The sequence below is a fragment of the Sphingomonas sp. genome (assembly GCF_048595155.1).
Taxonomy (GTDB): domain Bacteria; phylum Pseudomonadota; class Alphaproteobacteria; order Sphingomonadales; family Sphingomonadaceae; genus Sphingomonas_I.
The window spans coordinates 19,227-45,565 of record NZ_JBMDXN010000084.1 but is presented as its reverse complement, the minus strand read 5'-3'; the positions used below and the strand labels follow the sequence as shown (position 1 = coordinate 45,565).

The window sequence follows — 26,339 nt, the reverse complement described above, 5'->3', positions numbered from 1 at the left end:
TCAGCTGAACTCGCTCGTGGCGAAGAGCGTCATCAAGCTTGCCGCGACCTCATCCGGGGCTTCGCGGGTGGGGAAATGCCCGACGCCTTCCAGCAGCTTGCGCTCGAACGGCCCGGTGAACTTCTCGCCCACCCGTTCGCTCACGGCCGGCGGATTCACGCCGTCCTCCGCGCCCTGGATGAACAGCGTGGGAAGCGGCAACGTCTTGGCCCGCAACAGATTCGTTTCCAGCCACTCGCTGCGGGGATCGACCGCAGCTTCGCCCCAGCGGGCGCGATAGGAATGGATCGTGACTTCCGCCCAGTCCGGATTTTCGAACGATCGCGCGACCCGGTCGAACACCGCCTCATCGAACCAGCCGGGCGGCGACCAGGCATCCCACATCTGACGGGCGAAGCCTTTAGGATCGGCGCGGACGGCATCGGCCCCGATCTGGGTCGCCTGGAACCAATGATACCATTGCAGACGGGCGTGCCAGAAAGGCGGCGTATCAAGGCCGCCTAGGCGCGGGACGGACGACAACATCGCCATGCGGGCGACCCGGTTAGGCCAACCCACTGCCAATGCCTCGGCGATGCTCGCGCCCCAGTCATGCCCGGCCACGAAGAAGCGGGCGATCCCCAGCCGATCCATCATGACCATGATGTCCAGCGCGATTACCGTGGCGTTTCCTGTCCGGGGCGTCTCGTCCGACAGGAAGCGTGTCGCGCCAAAGCCGCGCAAACTGGGGGCGATGGTCCGAAACCCGGCCTCGTTCAGCTGCCGGCCGACCACGTCCCAGGTGCTGGCGTCGTCGGGCCAGCCATGCAGCAGCAGGATCGCCGGGGCCTCGACGGGCCCCTCGTCGCGATAGTCGATGTCTAACAGGTCGGTTTGGATCGTCGGCATGTACGCTCCCCTAAGGAATCAGGATCGTATCGACAGCGCGCGCTTTCGTCTCCGGAAAATCGAGCGTGTAATGAAGGCCGCGGCTTTCCGTCCGCCGCAGGGCGGAACGCACGATCAGCGTCGCCACCACCACCAGATTTCTAAGCTCGATCAGGTCGGGCGTGATCCGGTAATTGCCGTAATAATCCTCGACTTCCTGCTGGAGCAGGTTGGCGCGGTGAAGCGCGCGTTCCAGCCGCTTGGTCGTGCGGACGATGCCGACATAATCCCACATGAAGCGTCGGATCTCACGCCAATTATGCTGGACGACGATATCCTCGTCGGAATCGCGCACGCGGCTTTCGTCCCAGGCGCGAATCGGGTCGGGCGGCGGCAGTTCGTCCCAATGCGCTTCGATATGCTTGGCGGCGGCCTCGCCGAACACGAAACATTCGAGCAGCGAGTTGGAGGCGAGGCGGTTGGCGCCGTGCAGGCCCGACTGGGTGACCTCGCCCGCCGCATACAGGCCGGGCAGGTCGGTGCGCCCATCGCGATCGATCATCACGCCACCGCAAGTATAGTGCATCGCCGGCACCACCGGGATCGGCTGCTTGGTGATATCGATGCCCAGCGTCAGCAGCTTGGCGTAGATAGTCGGAAAATGATGCTCGATGAAATCCGCCGGCTTGTGGCTGATGTCGAGGTGGACATAATCCAGGCCGAGCCGCTTGATCTCATGGTCGATCGCGCGCGCGACCACGTCGCGCGGGGCGAGCTCGGCGCGCGGATCGAAGTCGGGCATGAAGCGATGGCCGTTGGTCGGCAGCTTCAACAGGCCGCCTTCGCCGCGCATTGCTTCCGTGATCAGGAAATTTTTGACCTCCAGATTGTAGAGGCAGGTCGGATGGAACTGGTTGAACTCCATGTTCGACACGCGGCAGCCGGCGCGCCACGCCATCGCGATACCGTCGCCGGAGGCACCGCGCGGCGCGGTCGAATATTGGTAGACCCGGCCCGCGCCGCCGGTCGCAAGGATCGTCGCGCGCGCCGTGAACAGGGCGACGTGCCCTGTCGTGCGATGCAGCGCATAGACTCCGCGCACGCGCCCGTCGCCGGAGTAACGCACCGCATGGCGCCCGGTGACGAGGTCGATCGCCACCATGTCGGTGATCAGGCTGATATTGGGATGGGCGTGCGCCGCTTTCTCCAGCGCCCGCTGCACGGCCGAGCCGGTCGCGTCGTCGACATGGACGATCCGGCGATGGCTATGCCCACCTTCGCGCGTCAGGTGCCAGCGGTCATGGCCTTCGCCGTCGGTCGGGTTGAACGGCACGCCGAGCTCGGCCAGCCGCTCGATCGCGGCGGGGGCATGCTCCACCACGAACTCGACGGTCTTGCGATCGTTCAGGCCCGCGCCAGCGATCATCGTATCTTCGATATGGCTTTCGAATGTGTCGCCGGGCTCCAGCACGGCCGCGATCCCGCCCTGCGCCCACGCCGTCGACCCGTCGGACAAGCCGCCTTTGGCGAGCACCGCCACCCTGCGCGTATCGGCCAGGTTGAGCGCCGCCGTCAGCCCCGCCGCCCCCGAGCCGATGATCAGGACGTCGTAATTGTGCTGCGCCATCAATCGTCGCCCTGGCGGGGGGCTGACGTTGCTGGCTCAACCATGGGCAGGCGTCCGTGTCAGGTTGAGGAACACGTCCTCCAGATCCGCCTCATGGGTCGAGACGTCGACGATACCAAGGCCGGCACCCTGCAGGGCCGCAAGCACCTCGCCCGCATTCACCTTGTCCTTGGAATAGGTGATCACCACCGATCGCTCATTCTTCAGCTCGATCTTCTCGAAGCAGGGCGCCTGCGGTGCGGTGGCGAGATCACGATCCAGCGTCACCGTCACGGCTTTTTCCTGCGCCATTGCCAGCAATTCGCGCGTCGGCCGGTTGGCGATGACGCGACCATGATTGATGATCGCGATCCGGTCGCACAATTCCTCCGCTTCCTGGAGATAATGGGTAGTGAGGACCACCGTCGTCCCCCGCGCGTTCAACGCCCGCACATATTCCCACAATTGCTGGCGCAGCTCGACGTCGACGCCCGCCGTCGGTTCGTCCAGGACCAGAACGGGCGGATTGTGCACCAGCGCCTTGGCCACCAGCAGGCGCCGCTTCATCCCGCCCGACAGCGAGCGGGCATAGGCATTGGCCTTGTCGTCCAGATAGACGGCGCGCAGCAGCTCCATCGAACGACGCTCCTTCTTCGGTACGCCATAAAGGCCGGCATACAGCTCCAGCATTTCGAACGGCGTGAAGAAGGGATCGAACACGATCTCCTGCGGCACGATGCCGATCGATCGCTTGGCGTTGCGCGGATGCTCGTCAATGTCGAAGCCCCAGATCGACGCCTTGCCCGCCGTCTTGGTGACCAAGCCCGCAAGGATGTTGATCGTGGTCGACTTTCCGGCGCCATTCGGCCCGAGCAGCCCGAAAATCTGGCCCTGGGGGATATCCAGCGTGACATCCGTCAACGCCTGCTTCCCGCCTTTGTAAGTCTTGCACAAGCCCTGAAGGCTGATCGCCGCGTCGGTCATGCGGCGCGTGTAGAAGCTGAACGCGACGAGTGGAAGGGTCGTGAGTCGTGCGCCGCAACAAAGTACTGATGCGTAAAGCGCGTGTCAGTCCGCCTTGCCTCACGCCAGTTAGGCGGTCAAAAGCGCATCATGCGCGGGGGCGAAAACGAGAAATTGTTAGGATCGGTGCCGGAGTTGCGAGTGGGCTTCATGCCCGGTTCGTTCGATCCGCCGCATCGAGGGCATCTGGAATTGGCGCATCGGGCCCAGGCGGTAGCGGGGCTGGATCGCGTTTATTTTTACGTCAACTCGTTAAACATGAATAAGCCCGGTCGGTCGCCATTACTTCATCGCAAGAGGATGATCGACCTGATGGTGGATGGGCGGAACACAAGGTCCGTGCCTGACGACGCGTACCAGGATCACCCTGGGGACGAGCATCATGATTTTATTGAGGACGTAAATCGCCTCAGAAGTCACGTGCGGAATTGCTCGATGGTCGTGATCATCAGGGGCTCGGACTATTTTCGCCCCGACCTGATCGATCTTTACCCGGCGGCATTGTTGCCGCTCCCGCACGTCATAGGCATTCGCGATCCGGCCCATCGCGCGTTCGACTTTTCCCGCTTCCGCTCGGTGCAGCTGGTCGAATGCGTAACGGTAAGTTCGACTGAGATTCGGCAGCGTTTGAAACAATATGTTGCCAAGCGCGATTCGAACGACGGCTGTATGGCGGTCGAAAGCTACTGCTTCGAAAACCGCTTGTATATTTAAGGCTGGCCCGTGCTCGACGTTAAATCTTTGCTTATGCGTGCCTTATCGTCATTGTGCCGCGAAACGGCTTCCGTGACGATCCGCATTGGGGGACCCGGCGCGGTCGGGAAGTCCACTTTTTCGGTCGAGCTGCTTGATAGCCTGCGGCGTGACGGCATCGAGGTCAGCGTTCTTGAGGTCGACTGCTATTTGCGTGACCGGTTGGAGCGGGCAGCGCTCCAGCCTCAGATTTCCGGTTACAATCCCGCCGCCTACCGTCTTGATCAAGCCGAGCAGGATCTCGACCAGTTGCTGGCTGGAGAGGCGATTTTCACGCGCGGTTATGACAAGGTCGCGGGGACGCGTGGCGAGCCGATACTGGTTCGTCCGGCGCCAGTGACTATTGTCGAAGGGTCTATGGCGCTTCAGCCTTGCTTCTTTCGACCGTCCAGCACGTCGCTATTTCTATCATCTACGCTCGATATCCTATTTGAAAACCGACGCCGGAGGGAGGTGGATATGGGCTTCTCTAGCGAGGATATTGTCGAAAAATATTGCAAGCTGCTCCCCGATTTCCATCAATATATTGTTCCCCAGACGCAGTTTGCGGACTTCGTCGTAGAAGTCGGGCACGCGTACAAATTCTCATCGGTCAAGGGTCGGGATGACCGGCCGGCCATCTGCTAGGCGTGCCACGCGGTCGGCATCGTTTTCGACTTGGCCCATTCGGTCGTCACAGTCGCATCCGGTTCCGTCGTCATCCGGCTTTTGGACTCATCGGCATATCTTGGTGGATCTAGGCGGAGCAGCGCCCAGATCGCGGCGCCGCGGACGACGGGCGCGGGATCGTCGAGCAAGGCAAGTACGCGCGGTATTAACGCAGCGCGCCCGCTATTGCCCGCCGCGATCAGCGCGTTTCGTACCATCCGGTCCCTTCCGATCCGCTTGATCGGCGATCCGGAAAAAACCTGCCGGAAGCTCGCATCATCCAGCGCGAGGATGTCGGCCAACTCCGGCGCGGCGAGCTCGGCCCGCGCCGCGAAAGCGCGGTTGGCGGCGGCAGCGTCCGCAAACTTGTTCCAAGGGCAGACCGCCAGGCAATCGTCGCAACCATAGATGCGATTGCCGATCGCGGCGCGGAATTCCTGCGGAATCGGGCCCTTATGCTCGATTGTCAGATAGGAAATGCAGCGGCGGGCATCCAGCCGGAACGGCGCGGGGAAAGCATCGGTCGGGCAGGCGGCGAGGCAGGCGCTGCACGAGCCGCAGCGCGTGTCGCCCGGCGCGTCGGAGGGCAGATCCAGCGTCGTCATGATCGCGCCGAGCAGCAACCAGCTGCCATCTTCGCGGCTGACCAAATTGGTATGTTTGCCCTGCCAGCCGATCCCGGCCGCCTCCGCCAAGGGTTTTTCCATGACCGGTGCCGTATCGACAAAAACCTTCAGATTGCTGTCGGGCACCGCCGCGATCAGCCATCGGGCCAACGCCTTCAGCGCTTTCTTCACGACATCGTGATAATCCTGCCCCTGCGCATAGACGGAGATACGGCCGACCTCCGGCTCGGCGGCCAGCGAAAGCGGGTCTGTCTTGGGCGCGTAGCTCATCCCGAGCATGATCACGGACCGCACGTCCGGCCATAAAGCGGCCGGGCTGCCACGCTGCTGTGCGCGTTCTTCCATCCACAGCATGTCGCCATGCGCGCCTTGATCGAGCCATTCTTGCAATCGCGCTGCCGCATGCGGCGCCGCATCGGCGCGCGCGATCCCGCACGCGGCGAAGCCCAAAGCACGCGCCTCCCGCTTGATCGCCTCTGCCAGATGTCCGGGATCAATCACTGCGCCACATTACCACATTAACCGACTGCTGCTTGTATCACGAAGCAAGGATGCACATTTTTCGCTTGTTACACGTTCATCACGAACGTGGTGGAAGGAACCGCGATGGATGTATCGAGGCGGGCGCTGATCGGCGCCGGTGGCGGCGCTCTGGCAATCGCTCTGTTATGGCCCGGTGGCAGTCGCGGGGCGCCGACGCGCTATGAAGTGACGCTCAGCGATGCCGAATGGCGCAAGAAGCTCACGCCGGCCGCGTATAACGTCCTGCGCCGCGAGGCGACCGAGCGGCCTTTCACCAGCCCCCTGCTGAACGAGCACCGCAAAGGCGTCTTCGCGTGCGCCGGCTGTGCGCTCCCGCTCTATTCGTCGGCCACCAAGTTCGAGAGCGGTACCGGCTGGCCCAGCTTCTGGGCACCCCTTAAAAACGCCGTGCTGACACGTACGGACACCACCCTCGGCATGGCCCGCACAGAGGTGCATTGTCGCCGATGTGGAGGTCATCTTGGACACGTCTTCGACGATGGACCGAAGCCGACGGGTTTGCGTTATTGCATGAACGGGGTAGCGCTAACATTCACTCCAGCGAAAGTTTGACCATCGATGCATCTGTTGTCTGAGCGCCTGAGGCGCGCATGAGTCTGATTACGCCTGTCATCCTGTCTGGAGGGTCCGGTACCCGCCTGTGGCCGCTGTCGCGGACCGGCCGCCCCAAGCAATTGCTCAGCCTGACGTCGGATGAGACGATGTTGCAGCTGACCGCCAGCCGCGCCCCCGTCTCCGAAGGCTATGCCGCGCCGGTGGTGGTGGCCAATGCCGCCCATGCCGACATGATCGAGGAACAGCTGACGGCAGGCGGGCTGGAGCAGGCCTTGCTCATTCTCGAGCCGGCCGGCCGCAACACCGCGCCCGCAATCGCGGCGGCTGCCCTGGCGGTCGATCGCGATGCGCTGATGCTGGTCATGCCAAGCGATCATGTCATTCGCGATGTCGCCGCTTTCCGCGCTGCGATCGCCGCAGCGACACCGCTGGCGGAGCAGGGTTGGCTGATCACGTTCGGCATCACGCCCGACGGGCCGGAAACGGGCTATGGCTACATCCAGCGTGGCGAGGAACTGGCACCCGGCGTCGCCCGTGTCCGCAATTTCGTGGAAAAACCCGATCGCGCGACAGCGGAGCAATATCTCGCCGGTGGCGATTATAGCTGGAATGGCGGGATTTTCCTCTTTGCCGCCTCTGCTTATCTGGACGCGCTGGCCAAGCACGCGCCGGACATCCTGGCGGCGGTCCAGCGGTCGATGGAGAGCGCGACCCGCGAGGGCCACCGCCTCTACCCGAACCAGCATGATTTCGCCGCCTCGCCCAGCCAGGCGATCGACTATGCGGTGATGGAGAAGGCGGATCGCGTCGCGGTGGTTCCGGTCGAAATGGGCTGGTCGGACGTCGGCAGCTGGGATGCATTGCACGCCATTTCCGATACGGATGAGGCGGGCAACGTCCACCATGGTGAGGTCTTCGCGATCGATACCGAGGGCTGCCTGATCCGCAGCGAAGGCCCGGTGGTTGCGGCCGTCGGCGTATCCGATCTGATCGTCATCGCCACGCCCGACGCCGTCCTGATCATGCCGCGCGGCGAAAGCCAGGAGGTCAAGCGCGCGGTGGCGGCCTTGCAGAAGGATGGCCACATCACGCTCGACCGGGCGCTCTGACCGCGTTGGCAGGGCAGGTGCGGCGGTCGTGCAACCGTTGCGCCTCCGTGCCGTTAAAGCGTTGACCAACTAGGGAAACGCCATGCGCCTCGACGATTACCGGGAAAGCGACAATGTCGAGCAACAGCGCGGCGGCGGTGTTGGCTTTGGTGGTTTTGGCGGAGGCGGCGGCCTCGGGCTGATCTTCAGCCTCGTTGCAAGCCGCTTCGGCATTGTCGGCATTGTCGTTCTCGTGCTGGGCATGATGTTGTTCGGGATGAATCCCCTCAGTCTCGTCGGCGGTGGCGGAAGTCCCCAGGCGGTTCAGACGAGCCAGAGAGGCGCGGCACAGGTGTGCGGGGCCGATCCGGCGCATCGTTTCTCGTGCCGCGTATTGGCCTCGACGGAGGACACGTGGGCGAACATTTTCCAGCAAAATGGTCGCCGTTATGAGCCGACTACGCTCAGCTTCTACGAACGTAGCGGTCAATCAGGCTGCGGCGCGGCGCAATCGGCAATGGGCCCCTTTTACTGTCCGACAGACCGCAAAGTGTATCTGGATCCGCGCTTCTTCGATGAGCTGACCAATCGCTTCAACGCAACCGGCGATTTCGCGCAAGCCTATGTCATTGCTCATGAAGTCGGTCATCACGTACAGGATCTGCTGGGCACGCTGAGCGGCATCCGCAACCGGCAGCAGGCGGCGGGCGAAGCCGGTGCCAACGCGCTGCAGGTACGGGTCGAGCTGCAGGCCGATTGCTATGCAGGTGTCTGGGCGGCAAATGCCAAGACCGCCCAGGGCCAACCCATCATGGAACCGGGCGATGCAGAGGAAGGCCTGAAGGCGGCAAGCGCGATCGGGGACGATACGCTGCAACGTTCGGCCGGGCGGACGCCGGTACCGGATAGCTTCACCCATGGCACATCGGCCGAGCGCGTCGCCTGGCTCAAGCGCGGTTTGGAGACCGGCGATCCGGCCAAATGCGATACCTTCTCCGGGGCGATCGGCTAGACCCGTCGCGCCAGCGAAGGACGAGGAAGGGTCAATCGCGCCGCACAGGCGCGGCACCCCGCTTACCTCCCCCTGGCGGGGGAGGATGAGCTGAATGGGCGATTGAATGGCTATCCTCCCCCGCCAGGGGGAGGTGGCAGGCGCAGCCTGACGGAGGGGGAGGAAAGCGACCGGGTTAGCGCGTTACGACATAACGCCCGGGCGCGTCTTCGATCGGTTTGAGCTTGCCCTTGCCGGGAAGCCGCGCGCCCTTGGCCGGAACGTCTCCGCCAGCTTTGGCTGAGATCCAGTTCAGCCAATCCGGCCACCAGCTGCCCTTATGCTCCTGGGCGCCGGCGACGAAGTCGGACAAGGTGCCGACCTGCGCATCGTTGGTCCAATATTGATACTTGCCGGCGGCGGGCGGGTTGACGACGCCCGCGATGTGGCCGGATCCCGCCAAGACGAAGCGCAGCGGCCCGGTGAAATGATGGGTCAGCTTCCAGACGCTTTCGGGCGGCGCGATATGATCTTCCCGGCCTGCCTGTACGTACACCGGCGTCTCGATCACGCTCAGATCCACCGGATGACCGTCGACCGCCAGCTCTCCCTTCACCAGCTTGTTGTCGCGGTAGAAGTCCGCCAGATAACGGCGATGCCATTCGGCCGGCAGGTTGGTGACGTCGCTGTTCCAGTGCAGCAGGTCGAACGGCTTGTAATCGTCGGCCAGCAGGTAATTGTTGACCACATAATTCCAGATCAGGTCGCGACCGCGCAGAAGGTTGAACGTCGCGCCCATATAGCGGCCATCCAGATAGCCCTCGGGCGACAGGCTTTCGATCAACGCCAGCTGCGCATCGTCCACGAACAGGGTCAGGTCCCCTGCTTCGCTGAAATCGACCTGCGCGGTAAAGAAGGTCGCACTGGCGACCTTGTCCGCCTCGCCCTTCGCCGCCAGCCAGGCCAGCAGCATCGATAAGGCCGTTCCCGCCACGCAATAGCCGACGACATGCACGCTGGGTACGTCCAGCAGGTCGCGGATCGTGTCGATCGCGTCGCGCTGCCCGCGCAGCACATAATCGTCCATCGTCGTTGTGGCCATGCTGGCATCGGCGGACTTCCACGACACCATGAACACCGACAGTCCCTGGTCCACCGCCCATTTGACGAAGCTCTTCTCCGGGCTGAGATCGAGGATGTAGAAGCGGTTGATCCACGGCGGGAAGATCAGGAGCGGTATCGACTGCACCTTGGGCGTCGTCGGTGCATAATGGATCAGCTGGTAAAGCGGCGTTTCCTTGATCACCTTGCCCGGCGTGGTGGCGATCGTCTTGCCGACCTCGAACGCCTTCTCGCCGACATGCCGGATCTGGCCCGCGCCTGCATCGGCTAGCATGCGTTCCAGCCCGGTGATCAGGTTGGCGCCGCGCGTCTCGATGATGCGATCCAGCACCTGCGGATTGGTGAGCGCGAAATTGGCCGGGCTCATGGCTTCGACGAAGCTCTGGGTCGCGAACCGCAACTGTTCCTTCTGCTTGGGATCAATCCCTTCCAGCGCATCCACGCCCTTCAGCAACTGATCGGCAATGGCGACATAGCTCTGCCGGATCATGTCGAACACCGGCTCCTCCCACCGTGCGCCTTTGAAGCGGCGATCGCTGGCGGCCTTCGCGCCCGGCATCGCGTCCTTGCCCGGCAGCATCGCCTGCCATTGCGCCATGGCATCGTTCCACCAGGCGGTCTGGCTGTCGAGCAGTTCCGTCCCCGCCTTCTTGTTCTCGCCCAAGATAGCGGCGGTATCGTCGACCATCTTCAGCGCGGCCGATGCGCCATGTTCCATCAGCAATTGCTGCATGCGGCCGGCAACACCCGTCCAATGCGCTATTTCATCAAGCAAGGTTACATCTTCGGCCATATTGTCCCTCGTGGGTGCCATTGGAACGCAAAGCGGGTATAGCGGCCCTGCCCGGCTAGATGGGCGATACTTGCCCGCTCGCAAAGAGGCTTCTCTAAAACCGAGGATTTGATGACCGAGGATTTCTACCGCATCCGCCGTTTGCCCCCTTACGTGTTCGCCGAAGTGAACGCGATGAAGGCGGCGGCGCGCGCGGCGGGCGAAGACATCATCGATCTCGGTATGGGTAATCCCGACGGCGCGCCGGCGCCCCACGTGATCGACAAATTGTGCGAAGTCGCGCGCAACCCCAATGCGCATGGCTATTCGGCGTCGTCCGGCATCAAGGGGCTGAAGAAGGCGCAGGCCGGCTATTATGCGCGCCGCTTCGGGGTCGATCTCGATCCTGACGAGGAAGTGGTGGTCACGTTGGGGTCGAAGGAGGGCCTCGCCAACCTCGCCCAGGCGATCACCGCGCCGGGCGACGTCGTGCTGGCGCCCAACCCGTCCTATCCGATCCACACGTTCGGTTTCATCATTGCCGGCGCGGCGATCCGCTCGATCCCGGCCGCGCCTGGGCCCGATTTCTTCAAGCGGCTGGAATATGCGATGGCCTATACGGTGCCGAAGCCTTCGGTGCTGGTGATCGGCTATCCGTCCAATCCCACCGCTTATGTCGCCGATCTGGCCTTCTACGAACAGGTCGTGGCCTTTGCGAAAGAGCATAAGCTCTGGGTGCTGAGCGATCTGGCCTATGCCGAGATTTATTTCGGTGACACGCCGACGCCATCGATCCTGCAGGTGCCGGGCGCAAAGGACGTGGCGATCGAGTTCACGTCCATGTCGAAGACCTATTCGATGGCGGGCTGGCGGATCGGCTTTGCCGTCGGCAACCGCCAGCTCATCGGCGCGCTGACCCGCGTGAAGTCCTATCTCGATTATGGGGCCTTCACCCCGATCCAGGCGGCGGCGGTTGCGGCGCTCAATGGGCCCCAGGATATCGTCGCCGCCAATCGCAAGCTCTACAAGGGCCGGCGCGACGTGCTCGTCGAAAGCTTTGGCCGGGCGGGTTGGGACATTCCGTCGCCCGAAGCGTCGATGTTCGCCTGGGCGCCGATCCCGCCTGCGCTCCGGCATCTCGGTGCGCTCGAATTCTCCAAGCAGTTGCTGACACACGCCCAGGTCGCGGTCGCGCCCGGCGTCGGCTTCGGCGAGGAAGGGGAGGGTTATGTCCGCATCGCGCTGGTTGAGAACGAGCATCGCATCCGCCAGGCCGCGCGCAACGTGAAGCGGTACCTGGCCAGCATGGGGGTCAACAGCGCCGCGCAGGTGGGCTGAACCGCCGGATGCTCGACGATCTTTTTCACGTATCAAGCCTGCCGGGGCTGGCGAACACAATTCAATTGTCGCTGGCCCCGGCTTTCCTGCTCAACGGCATCGGCATCATCCTCGGCATGCTGACCGGGCGGCTCACCCGCATCGTCGATCGCGCGCGGATGGTGGAGGCGGACTTCACGCCGCGCGAACATCCGCTGCATGTCCATCAGGTCAGGGAATTGCGCCTGCTCGACCGCCGCATGCGGATCGTCAACAACGCCATCTTCCTCGCAACGTCGAGCGCGGTGGTTCTTTGTACGGTCGTGGCGATGATGTTCATCGCCCGCCTTGCCGGTTTCAGCTTCGCGCGGACGCTGGCGGTCCTGTTCGCCACGTCGCTGCTACTTCTCATCGCCAGCCTCGTGATGTTCCTGATCGAGGTGCGGGTCGCGGTGCACGCCATTCGCATCAGGGATGAACTGCTGGAACGGAGCTGAGCGGCATCCACGTTCCAAAACGAAAGAAGGGCCGCTCGGCCATCGTCGAGCGACCCCTCCAACATGGGTCAGCGGCCGGATGTTCGGCCCGGGAGACCCCAGCGTTTTCTAACGATGGTTAGAAACGCGTCTCCCGAACGGACAAAACCGACCCCCAAGCTGAACCATGAGACATCGGTCACCTCCTTTCGCTAAGTTGAAAAGCAATTGGAATGTGATTCATTCGCGCCCTGCGAACAAGGCTTGATTTCAATTATTTTGACGTCAGGATGCTGCGCTTCGCGCCAGGCCCGGACCGCCGCGCGCGCCCCACTTTTGCTACTGTCGATGCGGAGGCGCGGATGTTCGGATGGTTCAAGCGGCAGAAGGGCCGTGCTGCCGAGCCGTTCCTCTTTCTGCGCCCTGGTGACCGCTATCGGGTTGTTCGCAGCTTCGTCGATCATGACGGCGTCGACCATCCGGTGGGGGAGAGCTGGACATTCCTTCGCTCGAACTTCCTGCCCTATGAAGATGGTGTGTCGCTGTTCGTGAAGGGCGCGGACGGTGCGGAGCGACAGCTCCGCCTCCAATGGCGCGCGGAAGCCGAGGGGCAGATCCTCAACCATCTCGAAGACTATGTCTTGCCGGCTCAGGGCGAAGGCCGTCACTGGACGTTGCTGATGACCCGCGACAGCGTGTGCATGGGGGACGATGTGCTGGCGCCCCACTGGTCGACGCTGCAGGTTGCGCGCGACGCCGATGCGGCCATGGTGGCGCGGGCGGTCCTCTCCGCCAATTACCTCGCCTGGGTCGGCGCAGGCGCGACCTGGTCGCTTTCGCTCGGGGCGGATCGGGTGCTGTTCGGCTATCGCAAGGGTCGCCGCTTCGTCATGCCTGCCGGGCAGGAGCCGCTGACAGCGCGCGCGGACATGATCGATCGGCTGGAGATCGCCTACCATGCGCAGGTGGCGCCGGAGAGCCTGGTGTCGGGCGAGGCGGGGCGGTCGCAGCCGGATTAGCTGCGACAGTCCTCGATCACGCGCGCCGGCTCGGCCCAGGCCGGAACGTCGATTTCCGCAATGCCGGGGCCGGCCACCGAGAAGCGGCCGCGGCTGAACGCGATCTGGTCGAGCGTTGGATCGGTCGGGCTGAACGTCACTACCGTGCGGCCGTCGCCACTGGGCTGCGCCGGCCAGGTCCGCTCCGCATAGGAGGTGCGGATCGTAAGAGAGGGCGCGCTGCCCCATACGGAGAGGGTCACCATCCGACGGCCAGCATCGCAGCGGACCGTCAGCACGGGCGTGGTTCCCGCCGGACCGAACGTCGCCGTGCGATCGGCGTAGCGCCACAGGCCCGGCGTATAGGGCCGGTCCCGCCAGTCCGTCGGCGGCGGCGGGGGCGGCGGCGGAGGTGTGGGTGCCGCCGCCACCTGCCGCGGCGGCGGGGGGGCGGGCGTGGAGCAGGCCGCGACCATCAGCGGCAGGATCAGTGCAAGCGACCTCTTCATACCGCCACCGGCGCGGCGATATGGGCCTGGGGGGCATAGTCGGTCACGTCGAAATCCTCGATGGCATAGTCGAAAATGGTCGGTGGCTTACGCAGCAGGCGCAAGCGCGGCGCGCCGGCCGGCGTTCGCGCCAATTGCTCTTCGACCAGATGGTGATGGTTCAGGTAGATGTGGACGTCGCCGCCGCTCCAGATCAGTTCGCCCGGCTCCAGATCGCACTGCTGGGCCAGCATCGCGATCAGCAAGGACGCCGAGAAGACGTTGAAGGCGAAGCCCAGGCCGAGGTCGCACGATCGCTGCCACAGCATGCCGGACAATTTGCCGCCCGATACATGATATTGGTAGGTCATGTGGCAGGGCGGCAGCGCCATCCCCTCTAGCTCGGCCACATTCCAGCCGGTGAAAATGTGGCGGCGCGACGCCGGATTGTTGCGGAGGCTGTCGACCAGCGCCGCGATCTGGTTGATGCCGACGCCGCGCTTGTACAGGCCGGGCATATCCGCCGCTTCATAGCGCGGCCAGTCGACCCATTGATTGCCATAGACCGGGCCCAGCTCGCCCCATTCCGCGGCGAAGGCTTCGTCCTCCAGGATCCGCGCCTCGAATGCGTCCCGATCGATCGTCTCGCCGGTCGCGCGGCGGTAGCGATCCAGCGGCCAGTCCGTCCAGATATGGACCTTGTTCGCGACCAGCGGCTGGATGTTGGTCGATCCGCTCAGGAACCAGAGCAATTCCCGCGCGGCGGTCTTCCACGCGACCCGCTTGGTCGTGAGGAGCGGGACCTGGCCGTCGGACAGATCGAAGCGGAGCTGCGCGCCGAACAGGCTGCGCGTGCCGACCCCCGTGCGGTCGCGCCGCTCGTCACCGGTTTCCCAGACCTGCCGCAGCAGATCGAGATATTGCTGTTCGTAATGCATAAGGCGGGCTTAGCGGCTCGCTCGCCGGGGGCCAACTGCTGAACCGTCACCCGACCCGGTTTCGCCGGCGAGCCGTTCGGGGACCAACCGGGGCCGTTACGCCTGGCCGTCCCGCACGCGTTCGTGGTGGCGAATGACCTCATCGATGACGAAGCGCAGGAATTTTTCCGAAAAATCGGGATCGAGATGGGCCGATTGCGCCAGCTTGCGCAGCCGTGCGATCTGATCGGCTTCGCGGCCGGGATCGGCCGGGGGCAGGCCCGCCGCCGCTTTGTAGCGACCGACCGCCTGCGTGACCTTGAACCGTTCCGCCAGCATGAAGATCAACGCCGCATCGATATTGTCGATGCTCTGCCGGTATTCGTCGAGCTTAGCGTCGGACACTCTGATTCCTCCATCCCACCGGGCGTCCCCATGCGTCGCGGAATGCCTCGCGCGCAAGGGGCGCGCTTGCCTTTAAGAGGTAGACAGGCCTAAGCGCGCGACATGGTCGCCACGGTAACAACGCTGCATCGCAAATCCGCGCCGTCGCTAGATCCGATGATCCAGCTCGTCGCGGCAGACATGAATCAGGTCAACAGCGTGATCCTGGCACGCATGCAATCTGACGTGCCGCTGATCCCGGAACTGGCAGGTCACCTGATCGCCGGCGGCGGCAAGCGGATGCGCCCAATGCTGACGCTCGCCTGCGCAAGGTTGCTGGATTACCCGGGCGGCCGGCACCACAAGCTCGCCGCCGCGGTGGAGTTCATTCACACCGCAACCCTGCTGCATGACGATGTCGTGGACGGATCCGGCCTGCGCCGCGGGAAACGCACGGCGAACATCATCTGGGGCAACCCTGCCAGCGTTCTGGTCGGCGATTTCCTGTTCAGCCGCGCGTTCGAGCTGATGGTCGAGGACGGCTCGCTGCGCGTATTGAAGACGCTGTCGCACGCCAGCGCTGTCATCGCCGAGGGCGAGGTCAATCAGCTCACCGCGCAACGGCGGATCGAAACCAGCGAGGAACGCTATCTCGACATCATCGGCGCCAAGACGGCGGCCATGTTCGCCGCCGCCTGCCGCATCGCCGCGATCGTGGCGGAGCGGGATCTGGCGATCGAGGAAGCGCTCGATTCCTATGGCCGCAATCTGGGGATCGCCTTCCAGCTGGTCGATGACGCGATCGACTATGCCTCCGACGAGGCGACGATGGGCAAGGATACCGGCGACGATTTCCGCGACGGCAAGGTGACCCTTCCGGTGATCCTGGCGCATGCGCGGGGATCCGATGTGGAACGCCGTTTCTGGCGCGAGGCGATGGAAGGCCATCGCGCGTCCGACGCCGATCTGGCCCATGCCACGACCCTGCTCACGCAGACCGACGCCATCGCCGATACGCTCGCGCGCGCCCGCCATTATGGCCAGCGCGCGATCGACGCATTGGCGGGCATCGGATCGGGGCCCGCCAAGGCGGCGCTGATCGAAGCGGTCGAATTCGCGGTCGCCCGGGCCTATTGATCGTCGGCCAACGGCTTACCCAGCCCCGCCAGCGCGTCAGAACGCGCGCTGGGCTTTGTCCGGATCGTAGGCGCTGCAACGGCCAGCAAAGTTTCCTGCCTTTCCAGCCATGCTCACCATGCTCGTGATGCGGTCGATCCGCAGCTTTGGGCTGTTCATGAAATTGACGCCGACGCTGCCTGTGATTTCGCGATCGGAGATCGATAATTTCTCGATATCCATCCAGCCGTCCTTCCCGCCATGGATGGGCGGCAGCATGACCCGGGGCATGCGGATTCGACCGGTACTGCCTTCAATTTCGATATCCGCTTGATCGCTGAAGGCCTGCGAGCGTTGGCCTGTCACCTCGGCGCGCGCACTATATCCGTCTGAATCGTGGAAGTAGCCGTTCTGCTGGGTGGCCTTATTCGCGGCGCCGTCGCCGACGCAGATAAGATGCAGTGTCTCAGCCTGCGCGGTTGATGCGCAAAAGGCCAATACCGACAGCAACACCAATCGCATTGTCATCCCCCCAATGTGTTGCGGATTTGGTGCGATTGTTTTCGAAGCTTTGCAATCACCTAAAACAATGGCGGAGGTCCGCCGGATAGTCTCGATCGAGACGTCTAGTCGCGCGTCACCCCAAGATTGCGCTCCATCTCTTCCAGCGAAACGCCCTTCGTTTCGGGGAAATAGGTCAGCACGACGATGAACTGCACCAGCATCATCGCCGCGAAGACGAAAAAGGGCAGGCTGACCGAAATGGCTGCCACAGCCGGGAAGGTTGCGGCGATCACCGCGTCCAGGCCCCAATGGGTAGAGGCGCCGACCGCGCTGCCGCGGCCGCGCACCGATGTCGGGAAAACCTCCGAAATATAGACCCAGATCACCGCCCCGGTGCTCGGCGCGAAGAAGGCGATGAAGCCGATCAGTGCGGGCAGCACCAGCCAGCCGGGCAAGATGTGGCCCATGGCGAAGCCGGCGACGATCAGGCAGGTCGCCATGCCGATCGAACCGACCAGCAGCAGCGTCCGCCGGCCGACGCGATCGATCAGCGCCATGCCCACCGCGGTGAAGATCGCATTGACCGCGCCGATGATCACCGCCTGCACATCGGGCGAAAGCCGGCCGCCCGCATGCGCGAAGATGTCGTTGAGATAATAAAGCAGCGCATTGATGCCGGAGAGCTGATTGAAGCCGGCGACCATGATCGCGAGCAGGATGGGTTTGCGATGCCTGCGCCACGACAATGTGGCGCGCTCTGTGCGCACCGCCAGCGTGGCGCCGATCTCCTCCGCCTGACGTTCGGCGCGCACCGGGTCGATGCCGACCTGGGCCAGCGCCCGTACGGCTTCGGCAAGCCGGCCTCGCGCCACCAGCCAGCGCGGGCTGTTGGGGATGCGCAGGAGCAGCAGCAGGAAGATCAGCGCCGGCACGGCCGAAACGCCGAATTTCCAGCGCCAATCCTCCGTACCCAGGCCAGCAGACGCGATGATCGCGTTGGACAGATAGGCCGCGAGGATGCCGAAGATCACCATGAACTGAAACGATGCGACCAACCGCCCGCGCTTCGCCGGCGGCGAAATCTCGGCGATATAGACCGGCGCCAGCACCGACGATCCGCCCACAGCGAGCCCGGCAATGACGCGGAAGAAGACGAGCGATTCCCAGCTCCAGGCCAGCCCGCAACCCAGCCCGCCGGCCACGTAGAAGAGCGCGAGCACCCGCAACGTGTTGCGGCTGCCATACCGGTCGCCCGGGATGCCGGCGCCCAGCGCGCCGACCAAGGTGCCCCATAAGGCAGAGGATACGGTGACCCCCAGCCACACGTCGCTCAGCCCATATTGGCTGCGCAGCGACTCGGTGGTGCCGGAAATGACGGCCGTGTCGAACCCGAACAGCAGGCCCGCCAAAGCGGCGGTCGCGATGCAGGCCAGCAGGCCGGGGTGGAGCAAAGACGGCTCCTGGCCAGGGTCTGCGCTTGCCGGCTGCGTCACGATCGCCATGAACCCTTATCTCCCGCTGGACGCGCGACCATGATCCGTCATGGCTGCAAAGTCGATTGCACGGCGCGGCTTCCTCAGCGGGGTTGCCGATCCAGATAGAGATAATCAGGATTGAACTGCGCCACCCGCTCCAGCCGCGGCAGATCGAGGATGGTGACCTGGCCGGCTTTGAATTGGGCAAGATTCTGTTCGCGCAGCTCCTTGAGCGTGCGGTTGACGTGGATGGCGGTCAGCCCCAGGCATTCCGCCAGGTCCATTTGCGTGAGCGGCAGCGCATAGGAATCGCCGTCGGTCATGCCGACGACGTCGAACCGCACCCGCATTTCGCAGAAGAGGGCCGCGATCTTGGCCAGCGCGGTCCTGCGGCCGAGCGACACTTCCCATTCGCGATGGATCGCAGCGTCCAGGCAGGTCGCGAACCAATAGAGGCGGGTGAGATGCGGATGCTCTTCCGTGATCGCCTCCAGCCGGTCGTGCGGGACTTCCACGACGCGGCAGGCGGTGAGCGCCAGAATGTGATGATCCAGCCGCTTCAGGGTGAAGCTGTGGAGATCGACGAAGTCGCCGGGCACATGCAATTCGGTGATCTGGCGCTGGCCGTTGTTGAGATCCTTGTAGCGGCACATCATTCCGTCGAGCAGCAGCGTGCTCGCGCTCAGCTGTTCGCCCTCGCGGATGACGACCTGATCGGCCGGAAAGGTTTTGACCGGGCCCAGCGCGCTGCGAATGGCCTGCTCTTCTTCCGCGCTGACGCGATCGCGCGCGCGCAGCTTCATCAAATGCCGTTCGATCACGATAGCGCCCGGCCGGTCGCCCGCTTGGGAAAGTCAATGGTCATGCGGACCTAACGCGCGTCGTCACAAGTGGTTCGACCTGCCGGCGCGGCGGGCCGCGCCGGATCAGCCTTGCGCAGCGATGTAGCGATCCACCACGCGCTCCAGCATCGTCAGCGGCATGTTGCCGCCCAGCACGATGGCGTCGTCGAAGCGGCGCAGATCATATTTCGCGCCCAGCTTCGATTGCGCCTTGGTGCGCAGGCGGTTCATCTCATTATGCCCCATCTTGTAGCCGCAGGCCTGGCCCGGCCAGGAGCAATAGCGATTGAGCTCACCACGCAATTGTTCGCGCGGCTGGCCTGTCCCTTGCGAAAACCAGTCCAGCGCCTGATCGAAGCCCCAGCGCTTGGCATGGATACCGCTATCCACCACCAGCCGGCAGGCACGGAAGTTGATCGACTGGAGATAGCCGATCTTGCCGAGCGGATCGTCGGCATAGGCGCCGAGCTCGTCGCCAAGCTGTTCGGAATAGAGCGCCCAGCCTTCCGAATAGGCGTTGAAGGCCAGCAGGGAGCGGATCAGCGGCAGTTTATAAGTATATTCGCCCTGCCAGATATGGCCGGGAATGCCCTCATGATAGCAGAGCGTCGGCAGCGAATAACGCGGCCAGTTGGCGGTATCCTTCAGGTTGATGAAATAGACACCCGGCGTGCTGCCGTCGATCGCGCCGGGGCCGGCATAGCCGTCGGGCATGCCGTCCTGGATGGCCGGGGGCACGCGCTTGATGACCAGATTGCCCTTCACCATCGTCGCGAACGCCCGCGGCAGGCGGGTGCGGATGTCGGCGATCCGGCCGTTCAGATAGGCGAGCAGCTTGGCCCGCCCGGCGTCGTCGTTGGAGAAGAGCAGATCCGGACGCTTGGACAGCGCCGTCAGCCGCTCACCGACGCTGCCCTTGCTCATGCCCTGCGCCTTCAGCAGCGTGTCGATCTGCGCGTTGAGCGCGGCATTCTGCTCGATGCCAAGGCGGTGAAGTTCGTCCGGCGTCGCGTTGGTGGTCGTGCCGGCCTTTACCAGCCACGTATAATAAGCCTCTCCGCCCGGTCGCGCCCAGATGCCCGGCACGTCGCTCGCCTTGGAACGGACGGCGGCAAGCGCCGCCGCTTGTCGATCCAGCGCGGGCGCAACCTGCTGGCGGATCATGCCGGCCGCCTTGTCGGCGTAGGAGGCGGCCAGTCCGGCCTTGGAAACCTTGGTCTTGAACGTCTCGACAAGGCCCCATTGATCGGCGGGCTGGTCGCGCATGCCATGCAGCTGCCGCACCGCGATATCGTTGAGGAACCCCGGCAGGATCGCGCCCTGCGCCTGATCGGCGTTGAGCCGGCCCGTCTCGCCATCGAGGGCACGGGCATAGGCCGCGATGCGTGCGAGATAGGCTTCGGCATCGGCGGCGTTGGCAACGTCGTGATGGTTTTCCAGCGTGTCCGGCAGCTCGACATAGGCACCTGTATTCTGGGACACGACATAGGGGGTGCTGCGATAACTGTTATTGCTGTTGAAGATGGCGACATCGCCAACCGGCATCGTCCGCCACCCCTCGACCGCCAGCGCATGGGCACTCTGGCAAACGTCCAGATCCAGCGCGATGGCGGGCGAGATGCGTGTCCGGTCGATCGCCTTCAATTGGGCCAGCCGCGCGCCGGCACGGTCGGCGCGCGTGCGGTCGGCGTCGCGGCTGCGATCGCCAAGCTGGCTATGCAGCGCCATGCGGGCACCTTTGTCGATGCCCAGCCCCGCCGCGCTTTCCGGGAAGTCGCGCAGCAATTCCTCTGCGATCGTGTCGAGATAGGCGATCGCCTGCCCGTCCCCAGGCGCGGCCGGGGCTTGCGCCAAAGCGGGCACGGCCGCCGCCACGCCAACCGCGCCGGCGCCGGCCAGCAATTCGCGACGAGTGGTGAGCATGGGACGGGCCTCCTGGTACCTTGCTATGAGGCCGTTCGCGTCCAGCGCGGTCGAAACGCATGTTCGAGCGTAGCGAGAAGCCTCGGCTGCGCTCGGCGATGCCCCTCGACTTGCTTGGGACGAACGGAAGTCCTGCCTGGCTAGACGTTCGAAGCGAATTGCGGAAGCGCGCCGTCGCGATGGGCCGCCATGAAATGGCGCCGGCACATGGCAACGTAGCGATCGTTGCCGCCAATCTCGGTCTGCGCTCCTTCGCGCGCGACCTGGCCCAACGCGTCGACGCGCAGATTCATGGTCGCCTTGCGGCCGCAGCCACAGACGGCCTTGATCTCGTTCAGGCTGTCGGCAAGCGCGAGCAGCCACTGACTGCCCTCGAACAATTGCGCCTGGAAGTCGGTGCGCAGGCCGTAGGCGAGCACGGGGATGCCGGCCCGATCGCAGATGGCGGCGAGCTGAAGCACCTGATCGCGCGTCAGGAATTGCGCCTCGTCCACCAGCACGCAGCTGAGCGGCGTGCGATCATGCTGCGCCAGGATGGCCGCGGCCAGATCGGTGTCGCCGGCGAACAGGTTGGCCTCCGCTTCCAACCCGATGCGTGAGGTGATGGTGCCGGCGCGGAAGCGATCGTCGATCGCGGCGGTCCACAACATCGTCGTCATGCCGCGCTCGCGATAATTGAAATCGGCCTGCAGCAGCGTCGTCGATTTCCCCGCATTCATCGAGGCATAATAGAAATAAAGCTTGGCCATCGATGGCCTATGGCGGATCGCGTGGCGGGTTTGAAGCGCATCGATTTCCAACCCGTTCGTCCCGAGTAGGTGTCGAGTAGCTGCGGGAGCAGCGTACCGAGACGCCGTATCGAGGGGAGCTGGCACTGCCGATATCTCGATACGGTTCTCGGCAAGCTCGAACCTACTCGATACGAACGGGGTGGGTGATGAGGGCAAACTGCCCTAATCTCGCAACGTGACCCAGCTTCCGATCCATGCTGTGCTGCCCGAACTGCTTGCCGCGCTGCAAACGCGCAGCAGCGCCGTGCTGGTGGCGCCACCCGGGGCGGGCAAGACGACCGCGGTCGCGCCTGCTTTGCTGGACCAGCCATGGTGCACGGGCCGCATACTCCTGCTGTCGCCACGACGTATCGCGGCGCGGGCGGCGGCGGAGCGGATCGCGGATCTGGCGGGGGAGGCGGTCGGCGGCCGGATCGGCTACGCCACTCGTCTCGACAGCCGGCAATCGGCCGCGACGCGGTTGCTGGTGGTAACGCAAGGCATCTTCGTCGCGATGGTGCAGGCGGACCCGGAATTGGCCGGGATCAGTGCGGTCCTGTTCGACGAAGTGCATGAGCGCAGCCTGGATGGCGATTTCGGTCTGGCGCTCGCACTGGATGTGCAGGCGGCGCTGCGGCCCGATGTGCGGCTGGTCGCCATGTCGGCGACGCTCGCCGGCGAGCGGTTCGCGCGGCTGCTCGGCGGGGCACCCGTGATCGAGAGTGCGGGCCGCAGCTTCCCGATCGACCATATCTATCTGGGGCGGCGCGAACAGAGGATCGAGGAGGATATGGCACCCGCCATCCGCCTCGCTCTGGCTGAGACCACAGGCGGCGTGCTCGCCTTCCTGCCGGGCGTGGCCGAGATCGAACGGACCGCCGAGCGGCTGGCCGGATTGCAGGCCGAGGTAGTGCTGCACCGGTTGCACGGATCGCTGGAGCCGGGTGCGCAGCGCGCCGCGATCCGCGCGGAGGCGCCGGGCAGGCGCAAGCTGGTGCTGGCCACGGCCATCGCCGAAACCAGCCTGACGCTGGACGGCGTCTCCACAGTCGTCGACTCGGGATTGGCACGGCGGCCGCGTTATGATCGCGCGGCCGGCATGACGCGGCTCTCGACCGAGCGTGTCAGTCAGGCAGCGGCGACGCAGCGGGCGGGCCGCGCCGGGCGGCAGGCGCCGGGCACTGTCTTTCGCTTGTGGGAAGAAGCGGCGACGGCGGGCCTCGCGCCGTTCGATCCGCCCGAAATTGCCGAGGCCGATCTGTCCGGCCTGGTGCTCGCCTGCGCGATCTGGGGCGTGAGTGATCCTGGGCAGTTGCGCTGGATCGATCCCCCGAGCACGCCGGCCGTGGCTGAGGCGAAGCGGCGGCTGGAGACCTTCGGGCTGATCGACGCCGAAGGGCGACCGACAGCGCATGGCCGCACGGTCGCGCGGCTGCCGGTCAGCCCGCGTCTGGGCCATATGCTGGTGGCAGCGGGCGACCATGGCTGGGGGCGCACCGCAGCCGAGGTGGCGGTGTTGCTGTCGGAGCAGGGGCTGGGCGGTGGCAACGATCCCGATCTGGAAACGCGGCTGCGACGCTGGCGCAGCGAGAAGGGGCGGCGGGCCGATGCAGCGCGGGACCTTGCGCACCGCTGGCAGCGGATGGCGGGCGGCGCTGCCGGGCAGGGGCCGATCGGCGCCTGCGTCGCGCTCGCTTTTCCCGATCGGGTCGCCAAGCGGCGCGGCGCGGACGGCGGCGACTGGATCGCCGCCGGCGGGCGTGGCTTCCGACTAGACCCGGCCTCTTCGCTCGCACGCGCCGAGTGGCTGGCCGTCGCGGAGACGCAGGGCGCCGCCGCGGGGGCGCGGATCCTGTCGGCCGCGCCGCTCGCCGCGGCTGAGGTCGAGAGCCTGTTCTCCGAGCGGATCGAAACAAGGCAGACGGTGCGCTTCGATCCCGCGACCGGGGGCGTGACCGCCACGCGTGAACGCCGGTTGGGCGCAATTCGTCTCTCCTCCGGCCAGGACGCTACTGCGGATCCGGCCGAGATCGCCGCGGCCCTGGTCGAAGGCGTCCGCGTACATGGCGTTGATCGTCTGCCATGGTCCGATGCCGCGCGGGCGCTGCGTCAACGTGCCGCCTATGTCGGCGGCGCCGACCTGTCCGACGCCGCGCTAATCCAGCGATTGGACGAATGGTTGCCGCCCTTGGTCGAGGGCAAAAGGCGGCTCGGCGACATATCCGGCTCGGCGCTCGTCCATGCGCTGGAAAACCTCATGGGGTGGGAGGGCAAGCAGGCGATCGATGCCCAGGCGCCGGCATCTTTCACCTCGCCGTTGGGCACGACCCACCCGATCGATTATGGCGCGGAGGGCGGTCCGGCGGTCGAATTGCGCGTGCAGGCGCTGTTCGGTCTGGCAAGCCACCCGATGATCGGCACCACACCTTTGGTGCTGCGGCTGACCTCGCCCGCCGGACGGCCGATCCAGACGACCCGCGACCTGCCCGGCTTCTGGAGGGGGAGCTGGGCGGCGGTGGCGAAGGAGATGCGCGGCCGCTACCCGCGCCATCCCTGGCCGGAAGATCCGACCCAGGCCGATCCGACCCTGCGAACGAAGAAGGCGAGCGGACGGTAGCGCCGGAAGACTATTCTTACGTTGGCTAGGGGTGCTTCGATACGCGCCCTCGCTACGACCCTGCGGGCCTACTCGATCGCTACTCAGCACGAACGGCGGCGGACGGGGTCCTCACCACAACCGTTCGTCCTGAGTAGGGATCGAGTAGCGGCTTTAGCCGCGTAGCGAGAGCCCGTATCGAAGGAGAGGGCCGCACCGTCGATATCTCTATAACTCAGCCGATCGGCCGGCAGATTTGGCTGAAATCATTGCCGCCTGCCCGCCCGTCACTATGTGTAAGGGGATAGGCAGGGGCAGAATGAAGACGATCCACCTCAATATCACGCTGGCGGCAGCGTCGGCGATTACGCTGGCGGCGTGCGATCAGCCGGCCAAGGAATGGACGGCCGAGCAGAATACGGCGATCTGCGCCGATAAGAACGGCACCCGCGTGCCGGATGCGCAATGCCAATCCGTTGGCCAGAACCATCATCTCGGCGCAGGCGTCGGGACGGCCTTCCTGTGGTATTATCTCGGCCGTAACAGCGCGATCCCTTATTATGGCGAGCGCGTCCGCGGCGGATCGTTCACGCGCACGGCCGGGGCCACCTATTTCCACGCGCCGGTGCGCACGGCAATGACGCGAAGCGCGGCGATCTCACGCGGCGGCTTCGGCTCTTCGGCACGCAGCTTCGGAAGCTTCGGCGAGTGATCCGCGACACGGTGGCCCCGCGGCCTGACTGGCAAAGTCGGGTCGAGGCGCGCGGGTTGATCTGGCACAGCACCGACGGCAAGCCGTATTGGGACGAGGGCACATTCTATCGCTTCGACCGGATCGAGGTGGATCTGATCGAGGGGGCGACCGCCGAACTGTACCGGCTGTTCCTGGAAGCAGGGCAGGCGGTGATCGACGATCCCAAGGCGCTGGCGGTCTTCGGCATTCCCCCGGACTGGCATGATGCCATCCGCGATGCCTGGCGCGACGAGCCGCCCGCGCTGAACTTCGGACGCTTCGATCTTGGCTATCGCGGCGACGGGCCGCCGAAGCTGTTCGAATTCAACTGCGACACGCCAACCTCCCTGCTGGAAGCGTCGGTGATCCAGTGGGATTGGAAGCAGGACGTGCTGCCGAACACGGATCAGTTCAACAGCCTGCATCAGCGACTGGTGGGCAAATGGGCGGATCTGCGCTCCCTCGTGCCCGATCGCCAGGTCCATTTCGCGCATGTCGCGGATGCGGTCGGCGAGGATACGGTGACGGTCGCCTATTTGCGCGACACGGCCGAGGAAGCCGGGCTGAAGACCAAGGCGATCGCGATCGACGATATCGGCTGGGATCGCCAGCAGGGCCTGTTCGTCGACCTCGACGAACAGGTCATGACCACCATTTTCAAACTCTATCCGTGGGAATGGCTGACGGATGAGCAGTTCGGCCGCAACCTGCTGGAGAGCCTGGATCGGACCATCTGGATGGAGCCGGTTTGGAAGATGATCTGGAGCAACAAGGCGATCTTGCCGGTGCTCTGGTCGATGTTTCCCGACCACCCCAATCTGCTGCCGGCGAGCTACAGCCCGCTGGGCGGCGACGTCGTGACCAAACCCGCCTTGTCGCGTGAGGGCGCGAACGTCGTGATCCATCGCGACGCCACGGTGATCGCGGCCAGCTCCGGCGCATATCAGGATAGCCACACCATCTATCAGGCACTGTACGATCTGCCGCAGACGGCGCCGGGCTGTTATCCGGTGATCGGTAGCTGGATTGTCGACGGAGCGCCCGCCGGGATGGGCATTCGCGAGGATGGGCTGATCACGGGCAATATGGCACGGTTCGTGCCCCATGTGATTGGGTAGGCGCAGCGCCTCCGAAGCTTGCGCACCTGCCTCGCGATGGGCGCTGACGCACGTTCAGCATGACGGTAAGCCTTGACCCGTAACGACG

The 26,339-nt window shown here is 64.7% G+C and carries 25 protein-coding genes; 12 read left to right on the top strand and 13 right to left on the bottom strand.

Annotated elements, in window-relative coordinates:
• Genes ACOJSI_RS13480 through ACOJSI_RS13470 form a run of 3 tightly spaced genes read right to left on the bottom strand, consistent with a single transcriptional unit; the run spans position 1 to position 3,457 of the window.
• On the bottom strand, positions 1–888 hold the full coding sequence (locus tag ACOJSI_RS13480; RefSeq protein ID WP_420138813.1) for an alpha/beta fold hydrolase: 888 nt from the start codon (positions 886–888) through the stop codon (positions 1–3).
• A 10-nt stretch (positions 889–898) separates the two neighbouring features.
• Positions 899–2,494 (bottom strand): L-aspartate oxidase, encoded by a 1,596-nt coding sequence (gene nadB, locus ACOJSI_RS13475; protein ID WP_420138812.1) that lies wholly within the window; start codon positions 2,492–2,494, stop codon positions 899–901.
• Positions 2,495–2,530: 36 nt separating this feature from the next.
• The gene (locus tag ACOJSI_RS13470; protein ID WP_420138811.1) at positions 2,531–3,457 is read right to left on the bottom strand and encodes an ABC transporter ATP-binding protein; all 927 of its coding nucleotides are present in this window, start codon (positions 3,455–3,457) and stop codon (positions 2,531–2,533) included.
• Positions 3,458–3,586: 129 nt separating this feature from the next.
• Between ACOJSI_RS13470 and ACOJSI_RS13465 the strand changes: the two genes are divergently transcribed.
• A complete protein-coding gene (locus ACOJSI_RS13465) occupies positions 3,587–4,210 on the top strand; it encodes an adenylyltransferase/cytidyltransferase family protein (RefSeq protein WP_420138810.1) in 624 nt (207 codons plus the stop codon).
• Between the two features lie 9 nt (positions 4,211–4,219).
• Entirely contained in the window at positions 4,220–4,876 is a 657-nt protein-coding gene (locus ACOJSI_RS13460; RefSeq protein ID WP_420138809.1) for a uridine kinase family protein, read from the top strand.
• Here the strand turns inward: ACOJSI_RS13460 and queG are convergent.
• Entirely contained in the window at positions 4,873–6,021 is a 1,149-nt protein-coding gene (queG, locus tag ACOJSI_RS13455) for a tRNA epoxyqueuosine(34) reductase QueG (RefSeq protein WP_420138828.1), read from the bottom strand. The two genes, ACOJSI_RS13460 and queG, sit on opposite strands and share 4 nt — an antisense overlap.
• 108 nt (positions 6,022–6,129) lie before the next feature.
• Here queG and msrB point away from each other — a divergent pair, with 108 nt between their 5' ends.
• The 3 genes from msrB to ACOJSI_RS13440 all read left to right on the top strand — a co-directional run bounded on the left by msrB (position 6,130) and on the right by ACOJSI_RS13440 (position 8,721).
• On the top strand, positions 6,130–6,618 hold the full coding sequence (gene msrB / locus ACOJSI_RS13450) for a peptide-methionine (R)-S-oxide reductase MsrB (RefSeq protein WP_420138808.1): 489 nt from the start codon (positions 6,130–6,132) through the stop codon (positions 6,616–6,618).
• Positions 6,619–6,656: 38 nt separating this feature from the next.
• Positions 6,657–7,730, top strand: coding sequence for a mannose-1-phosphate guanylyltransferase/mannose-6-phosphate isomerase (locus ACOJSI_RS13445; RefSeq protein ID WP_420138807.1), 1,074 nt, complete (start codon positions 6,657–6,659; stop codon positions 7,728–7,730).
• 82 nt (positions 7,731–7,812) lie between these two features.
• Entirely contained in the window at positions 7,813–8,721 is a 909-nt protein-coding gene (locus ACOJSI_RS13440; protein ID WP_420138806.1) for a neutral zinc metallopeptidase, read from the top strand.
• Positions 8,722–8,896: 175 nt separating this feature from the next.
• Here ACOJSI_RS13440 and ACOJSI_RS13435 read toward each other — a convergent pair whose 3' ends face one another.
• A complete protein-coding gene (locus ACOJSI_RS13435; protein WP_420138805.1) occupies positions 8,897–10,636 on the bottom strand; it encodes a PHA/PHB synthase family protein in 1,740 nt (579 codons plus the stop codon).
• Positions 10,637–10,726: 90 nt separating this feature from the next.
• Between ACOJSI_RS13435 and ACOJSI_RS13430 the strand changes: the two genes are divergently transcribed.
• The 3 genes from ACOJSI_RS13430 (at position 10,727) to ACOJSI_RS13420 (ending at position 13,406) form a co-directional block, all read left to right on the top strand.
• The gene (locus tag ACOJSI_RS13430; RefSeq protein WP_420138804.1) at positions 10,727–11,932 is read left to right on the top strand and encodes an LL-diaminopimelate aminotransferase; all 1,206 of its coding nucleotides are present in this window, start codon (positions 10,727–10,729) and stop codon (positions 11,930–11,932) included.
• An 8-nt stretch (positions 11,933–11,940) separates the two neighbouring features.
• Positions 11,941–12,408 carry a DUF2721 domain-containing protein gene (locus tag ACOJSI_RS13425; RefSeq protein WP_420138803.1) on the top strand — a complete coding sequence of 156 codons (468 nt, stop codon included), beginning with the start codon at positions 11,941–11,943 and terminating at the stop codon, positions 12,406–12,408.
• Positions 12,409–12,677: 269 nt separating this feature from the next.
• Positions 12,678–13,406, top strand: coding sequence for a DUF3601 domain-containing protein (locus ACOJSI_RS13420; RefSeq protein ID WP_420138802.1), 729 nt, complete (start codon positions 12,678–12,680; stop codon positions 13,404–13,406).
• Here ACOJSI_RS13420 and ACOJSI_RS13415 read toward each other — a convergent pair.
• The 3 genes from ACOJSI_RS13415 to ACOJSI_RS13405 all read right to left on the bottom strand — a co-directional run bounded on the left by ACOJSI_RS13415 (position 13,403) and on the right by ACOJSI_RS13405 (position 15,195).
• A complete protein-coding gene (locus ACOJSI_RS13415; protein ID WP_420138801.1) occupies positions 13,403–13,894 on the bottom strand; it encodes a hypothetical protein in 492 nt (163 codons plus the stop codon). The two genes, ACOJSI_RS13420 and ACOJSI_RS13415, sit on opposite strands and share 4 nt — an antisense overlap.
• Positions 13,891–14,811, bottom strand: a complete 921-nt coding sequence (gene thyA / locus ACOJSI_RS13410) for a thymidylate synthase (RefSeq protein WP_420138800.1) — start codon at positions 14,809–14,811, stop codon at positions 13,891–13,893. The genes ACOJSI_RS13415 and thyA overlap by 4 nt, the downstream gene beginning before the upstream one ends.
• A gap of 96 nt (positions 14,812–14,907) precedes the next feature.
• The gene (locus ACOJSI_RS13405; protein ID WP_420138799.1) at positions 14,908–15,195 is read right to left on the bottom strand and encodes a chorismate mutase; all 288 of its coding nucleotides are present in this window, start codon (positions 15,193–15,195) and stop codon (positions 14,908–14,910) included.
• A gap of 102 nt (positions 15,196–15,297) precedes the next feature.
• On the opposite strand from ACOJSI_RS13405, the gene ACOJSI_RS13400 reads away from it, so the two are divergent.
• Entirely contained in the window at positions 15,298–16,311 is a 1,014-nt protein-coding gene (locus ACOJSI_RS13400) for a polyprenyl synthetase family protein (protein ID WP_420138798.1), read from the top strand.
• Positions 16,312–16,347: 36 nt separating this feature from the next.
• Here the strand turns inward: ACOJSI_RS13400 and ACOJSI_RS13395 are convergent, their stop codons facing one another.
• The 5 genes from ACOJSI_RS13395 to ACOJSI_RS13375 all read right to left on the bottom strand — a co-directional run bounded on the left by ACOJSI_RS13395 (position 16,348) and on the right by ACOJSI_RS13375 (position 21,783).
• Complete coding sequence (locus ACOJSI_RS13395; RefSeq protein ID WP_420138797.1) at positions 16,348–16,812, bottom strand: hypothetical protein; 465 nt, start codon at positions 16,810–16,812, stop codon at positions 16,348–16,350.
• A 104-nt stretch (positions 16,813–16,916) separates the two neighbouring features.
• Positions 16,917–18,296 (bottom strand): sugar porter family MFS transporter, encoded by a 1,380-nt coding sequence (locus ACOJSI_RS13390; RefSeq protein WP_420138796.1) that lies wholly within the window; start codon positions 18,294–18,296, stop codon positions 16,917–16,919.
• 74 nt (positions 18,297–18,370) lie between these two features.
• Positions 18,371–19,090, bottom strand: a complete 720-nt coding sequence (locus ACOJSI_RS13385; RefSeq protein ID WP_420138795.1) for a Crp/Fnr family transcriptional regulator — start codon at positions 19,088–19,090, stop codon at positions 18,371–18,373.
• Positions 19,091–19,195: 105 nt separating this feature from the next.
• The gene (locus ACOJSI_RS13380; protein WP_420138794.1) at positions 19,196–21,034 is read right to left on the bottom strand and encodes a DUF885 domain-containing protein; all 1,839 of its coding nucleotides are present in this window, start codon (positions 21,032–21,034) and stop codon (positions 19,196–19,198) included.
• 140 nt (positions 21,035–21,174) lie between these two features.
• On the bottom strand, positions 21,175–21,783 hold the full coding sequence (locus ACOJSI_RS13375) for a thymidine kinase (RefSeq protein WP_420138793.1): 609 nt from the start codon (positions 21,781–21,783) through the stop codon (positions 21,175–21,177).
• 217 nt (positions 21,784–22,000) lie between these two features.
• Between ACOJSI_RS13375 and hrpB the strand changes: the two genes are divergently transcribed.
• From hrpB to ACOJSI_RS13360, 3 genes are all read left to right on the top strand, one after another.
• Positions 22,001–24,421: an ATP-dependent helicase HrpB gene (gene hrpB, locus ACOJSI_RS13370; RefSeq protein ID WP_420138792.1), complete on the top strand. Its 2,421-nt coding sequence runs from the start codon at positions 22,001–22,003 to the stop codon at positions 24,419–24,421.
• Between the two features lie 298 nt (positions 24,422–24,719).
• Complete coding sequence (locus ACOJSI_RS13365) at positions 24,720–25,112, top strand: hypothetical protein (protein WP_420138791.1); 393 nt, start codon at positions 24,720–24,722, stop codon at positions 25,110–25,112.
• On the top strand, positions 25,109–26,251 hold the full coding sequence (locus ACOJSI_RS13360; RefSeq protein ID WP_420138790.1) for a glutathionylspermidine synthase family protein: 1,143 nt from the start codon (positions 25,109–25,111) through the stop codon (positions 26,249–26,251). The genes ACOJSI_RS13365 and ACOJSI_RS13360 overlap by 4 nt, the downstream gene beginning before the upstream one ends.
• Positions 26,252–26,339: the final 88 nt, after the last annotated feature.

Coding starts and splice junctions, on each gene's coding strand:
- ACOJSI_RS13480 (WP_420138813.1), bottom strand. CDS start 888: ATGCCGACGATCCAAACCGACCTGTTAGACATCGACTATCGCGACGAG.
- nadB (WP_420138812.1), bottom strand. CDS start 2,494: ATGGCGCAGCACAATTACGACGTCCTGATCATCGGCTCGGGGGCGGCG.
- ACOJSI_RS13470 (WP_420138811.1), bottom strand. CDS start 3,457: ATGACCGACGCGGCGATCAGCCTTCAGGGCTTGTGCAAGACTTACAAA.
- ACOJSI_RS13465 (WP_420138810.1), top strand. CDS start 3,587: ATGCGCGGGGGCGAAAACGAGAAATTGTTAGGATCGGTGCCGGAGTTG.
- msrB (WP_420138808.1), top strand. CDS start 6,130: ATGGATGTATCGAGGCGGGCGCTGATCGGCGCCGGTGGCGGCGCTCTG.
- ACOJSI_RS13445 (WP_420138807.1), top strand. CDS start 6,657: ATGAGTCTGATTACGCCTGTCATCCTGTCTGGAGGGTCCGGTACCCGC.
- ACOJSI_RS13440 (WP_420138806.1), top strand. CDS start 7,813: ATGCGCCTCGACGATTACCGGGAAAGCGACAATGTCGAGCAACAGCGC.
- ACOJSI_RS13435 (WP_420138805.1), bottom strand. CDS start 10,636: ATGGCACCCACGAGGGACAATATGGCCGAAGATGTAACCTTGCTTGAT.
- ACOJSI_RS13430 (WP_420138804.1), top strand. CDS start 10,727: ATGACCGAGGATTTCTACCGCATCCGCCGTTTGCCCCCTTACGTGTTC.
- ACOJSI_RS13425 (WP_420138803.1), top strand. CDS start 11,941: ATGCTCGACGATCTTTTTCACGTATCAAGCCTGCCGGGGCTGGCGAAC.
- ACOJSI_RS13420 (WP_420138802.1), top strand. CDS start 12,678: ATGCTGCGCTTCGCGCCAGGCCCGGACCGCCGCGCGCGCCCCACTTTT.
- ACOJSI_RS13415 (WP_420138801.1), bottom strand. CDS start 13,894: ATGAAGAGGTCGCTTGCACTGATCCTGCCGCTGATGGTCGCGGCCTGC.
- thyA (WP_420138800.1), bottom strand. CDS start 14,811: ATGCATTACGAACAGCAATATCTCGATCTGCTGCGGCAGGTCTGGGAA.
- ACOJSI_RS13400 (WP_420138798.1), top strand. CDS start 15,298: ATGGTCGCCACGGTAACAACGCTGCATCGCAAATCCGCGCCGTCGCTA.
- ACOJSI_RS13395 (WP_420138797.1), bottom strand. CDS start 16,812: ATGCGATTGGTGTTGCTGTCGGTATTGGCCTTTTGCGCATCAACCGCG.
- ACOJSI_RS13390 (WP_420138796.1), bottom strand. CDS start 18,296: ATGGCGATCGTGACGCAGCCGGCAAGCGCAGACCCTGGCCAGGAGCCG.
- ACOJSI_RS13380 (WP_420138794.1), bottom strand. CDS start 21,034: ATGCTCACCACTCGTCGCGAATTGCTGGCCGGCGCCGGCGCGGTTGGC.
- ACOJSI_RS13375 (WP_420138793.1), bottom strand. CDS start 21,783: ATGGCCAAGCTTTATTTCTATTATGCCTCGATGAATGCGGGGAAATCG.
- ACOJSI_RS13365 (WP_420138791.1), top strand. CDS start 24,720: ATGAAGACGATCCACCTCAATATCACGCTGGCGGCAGCGTCGGCGATT.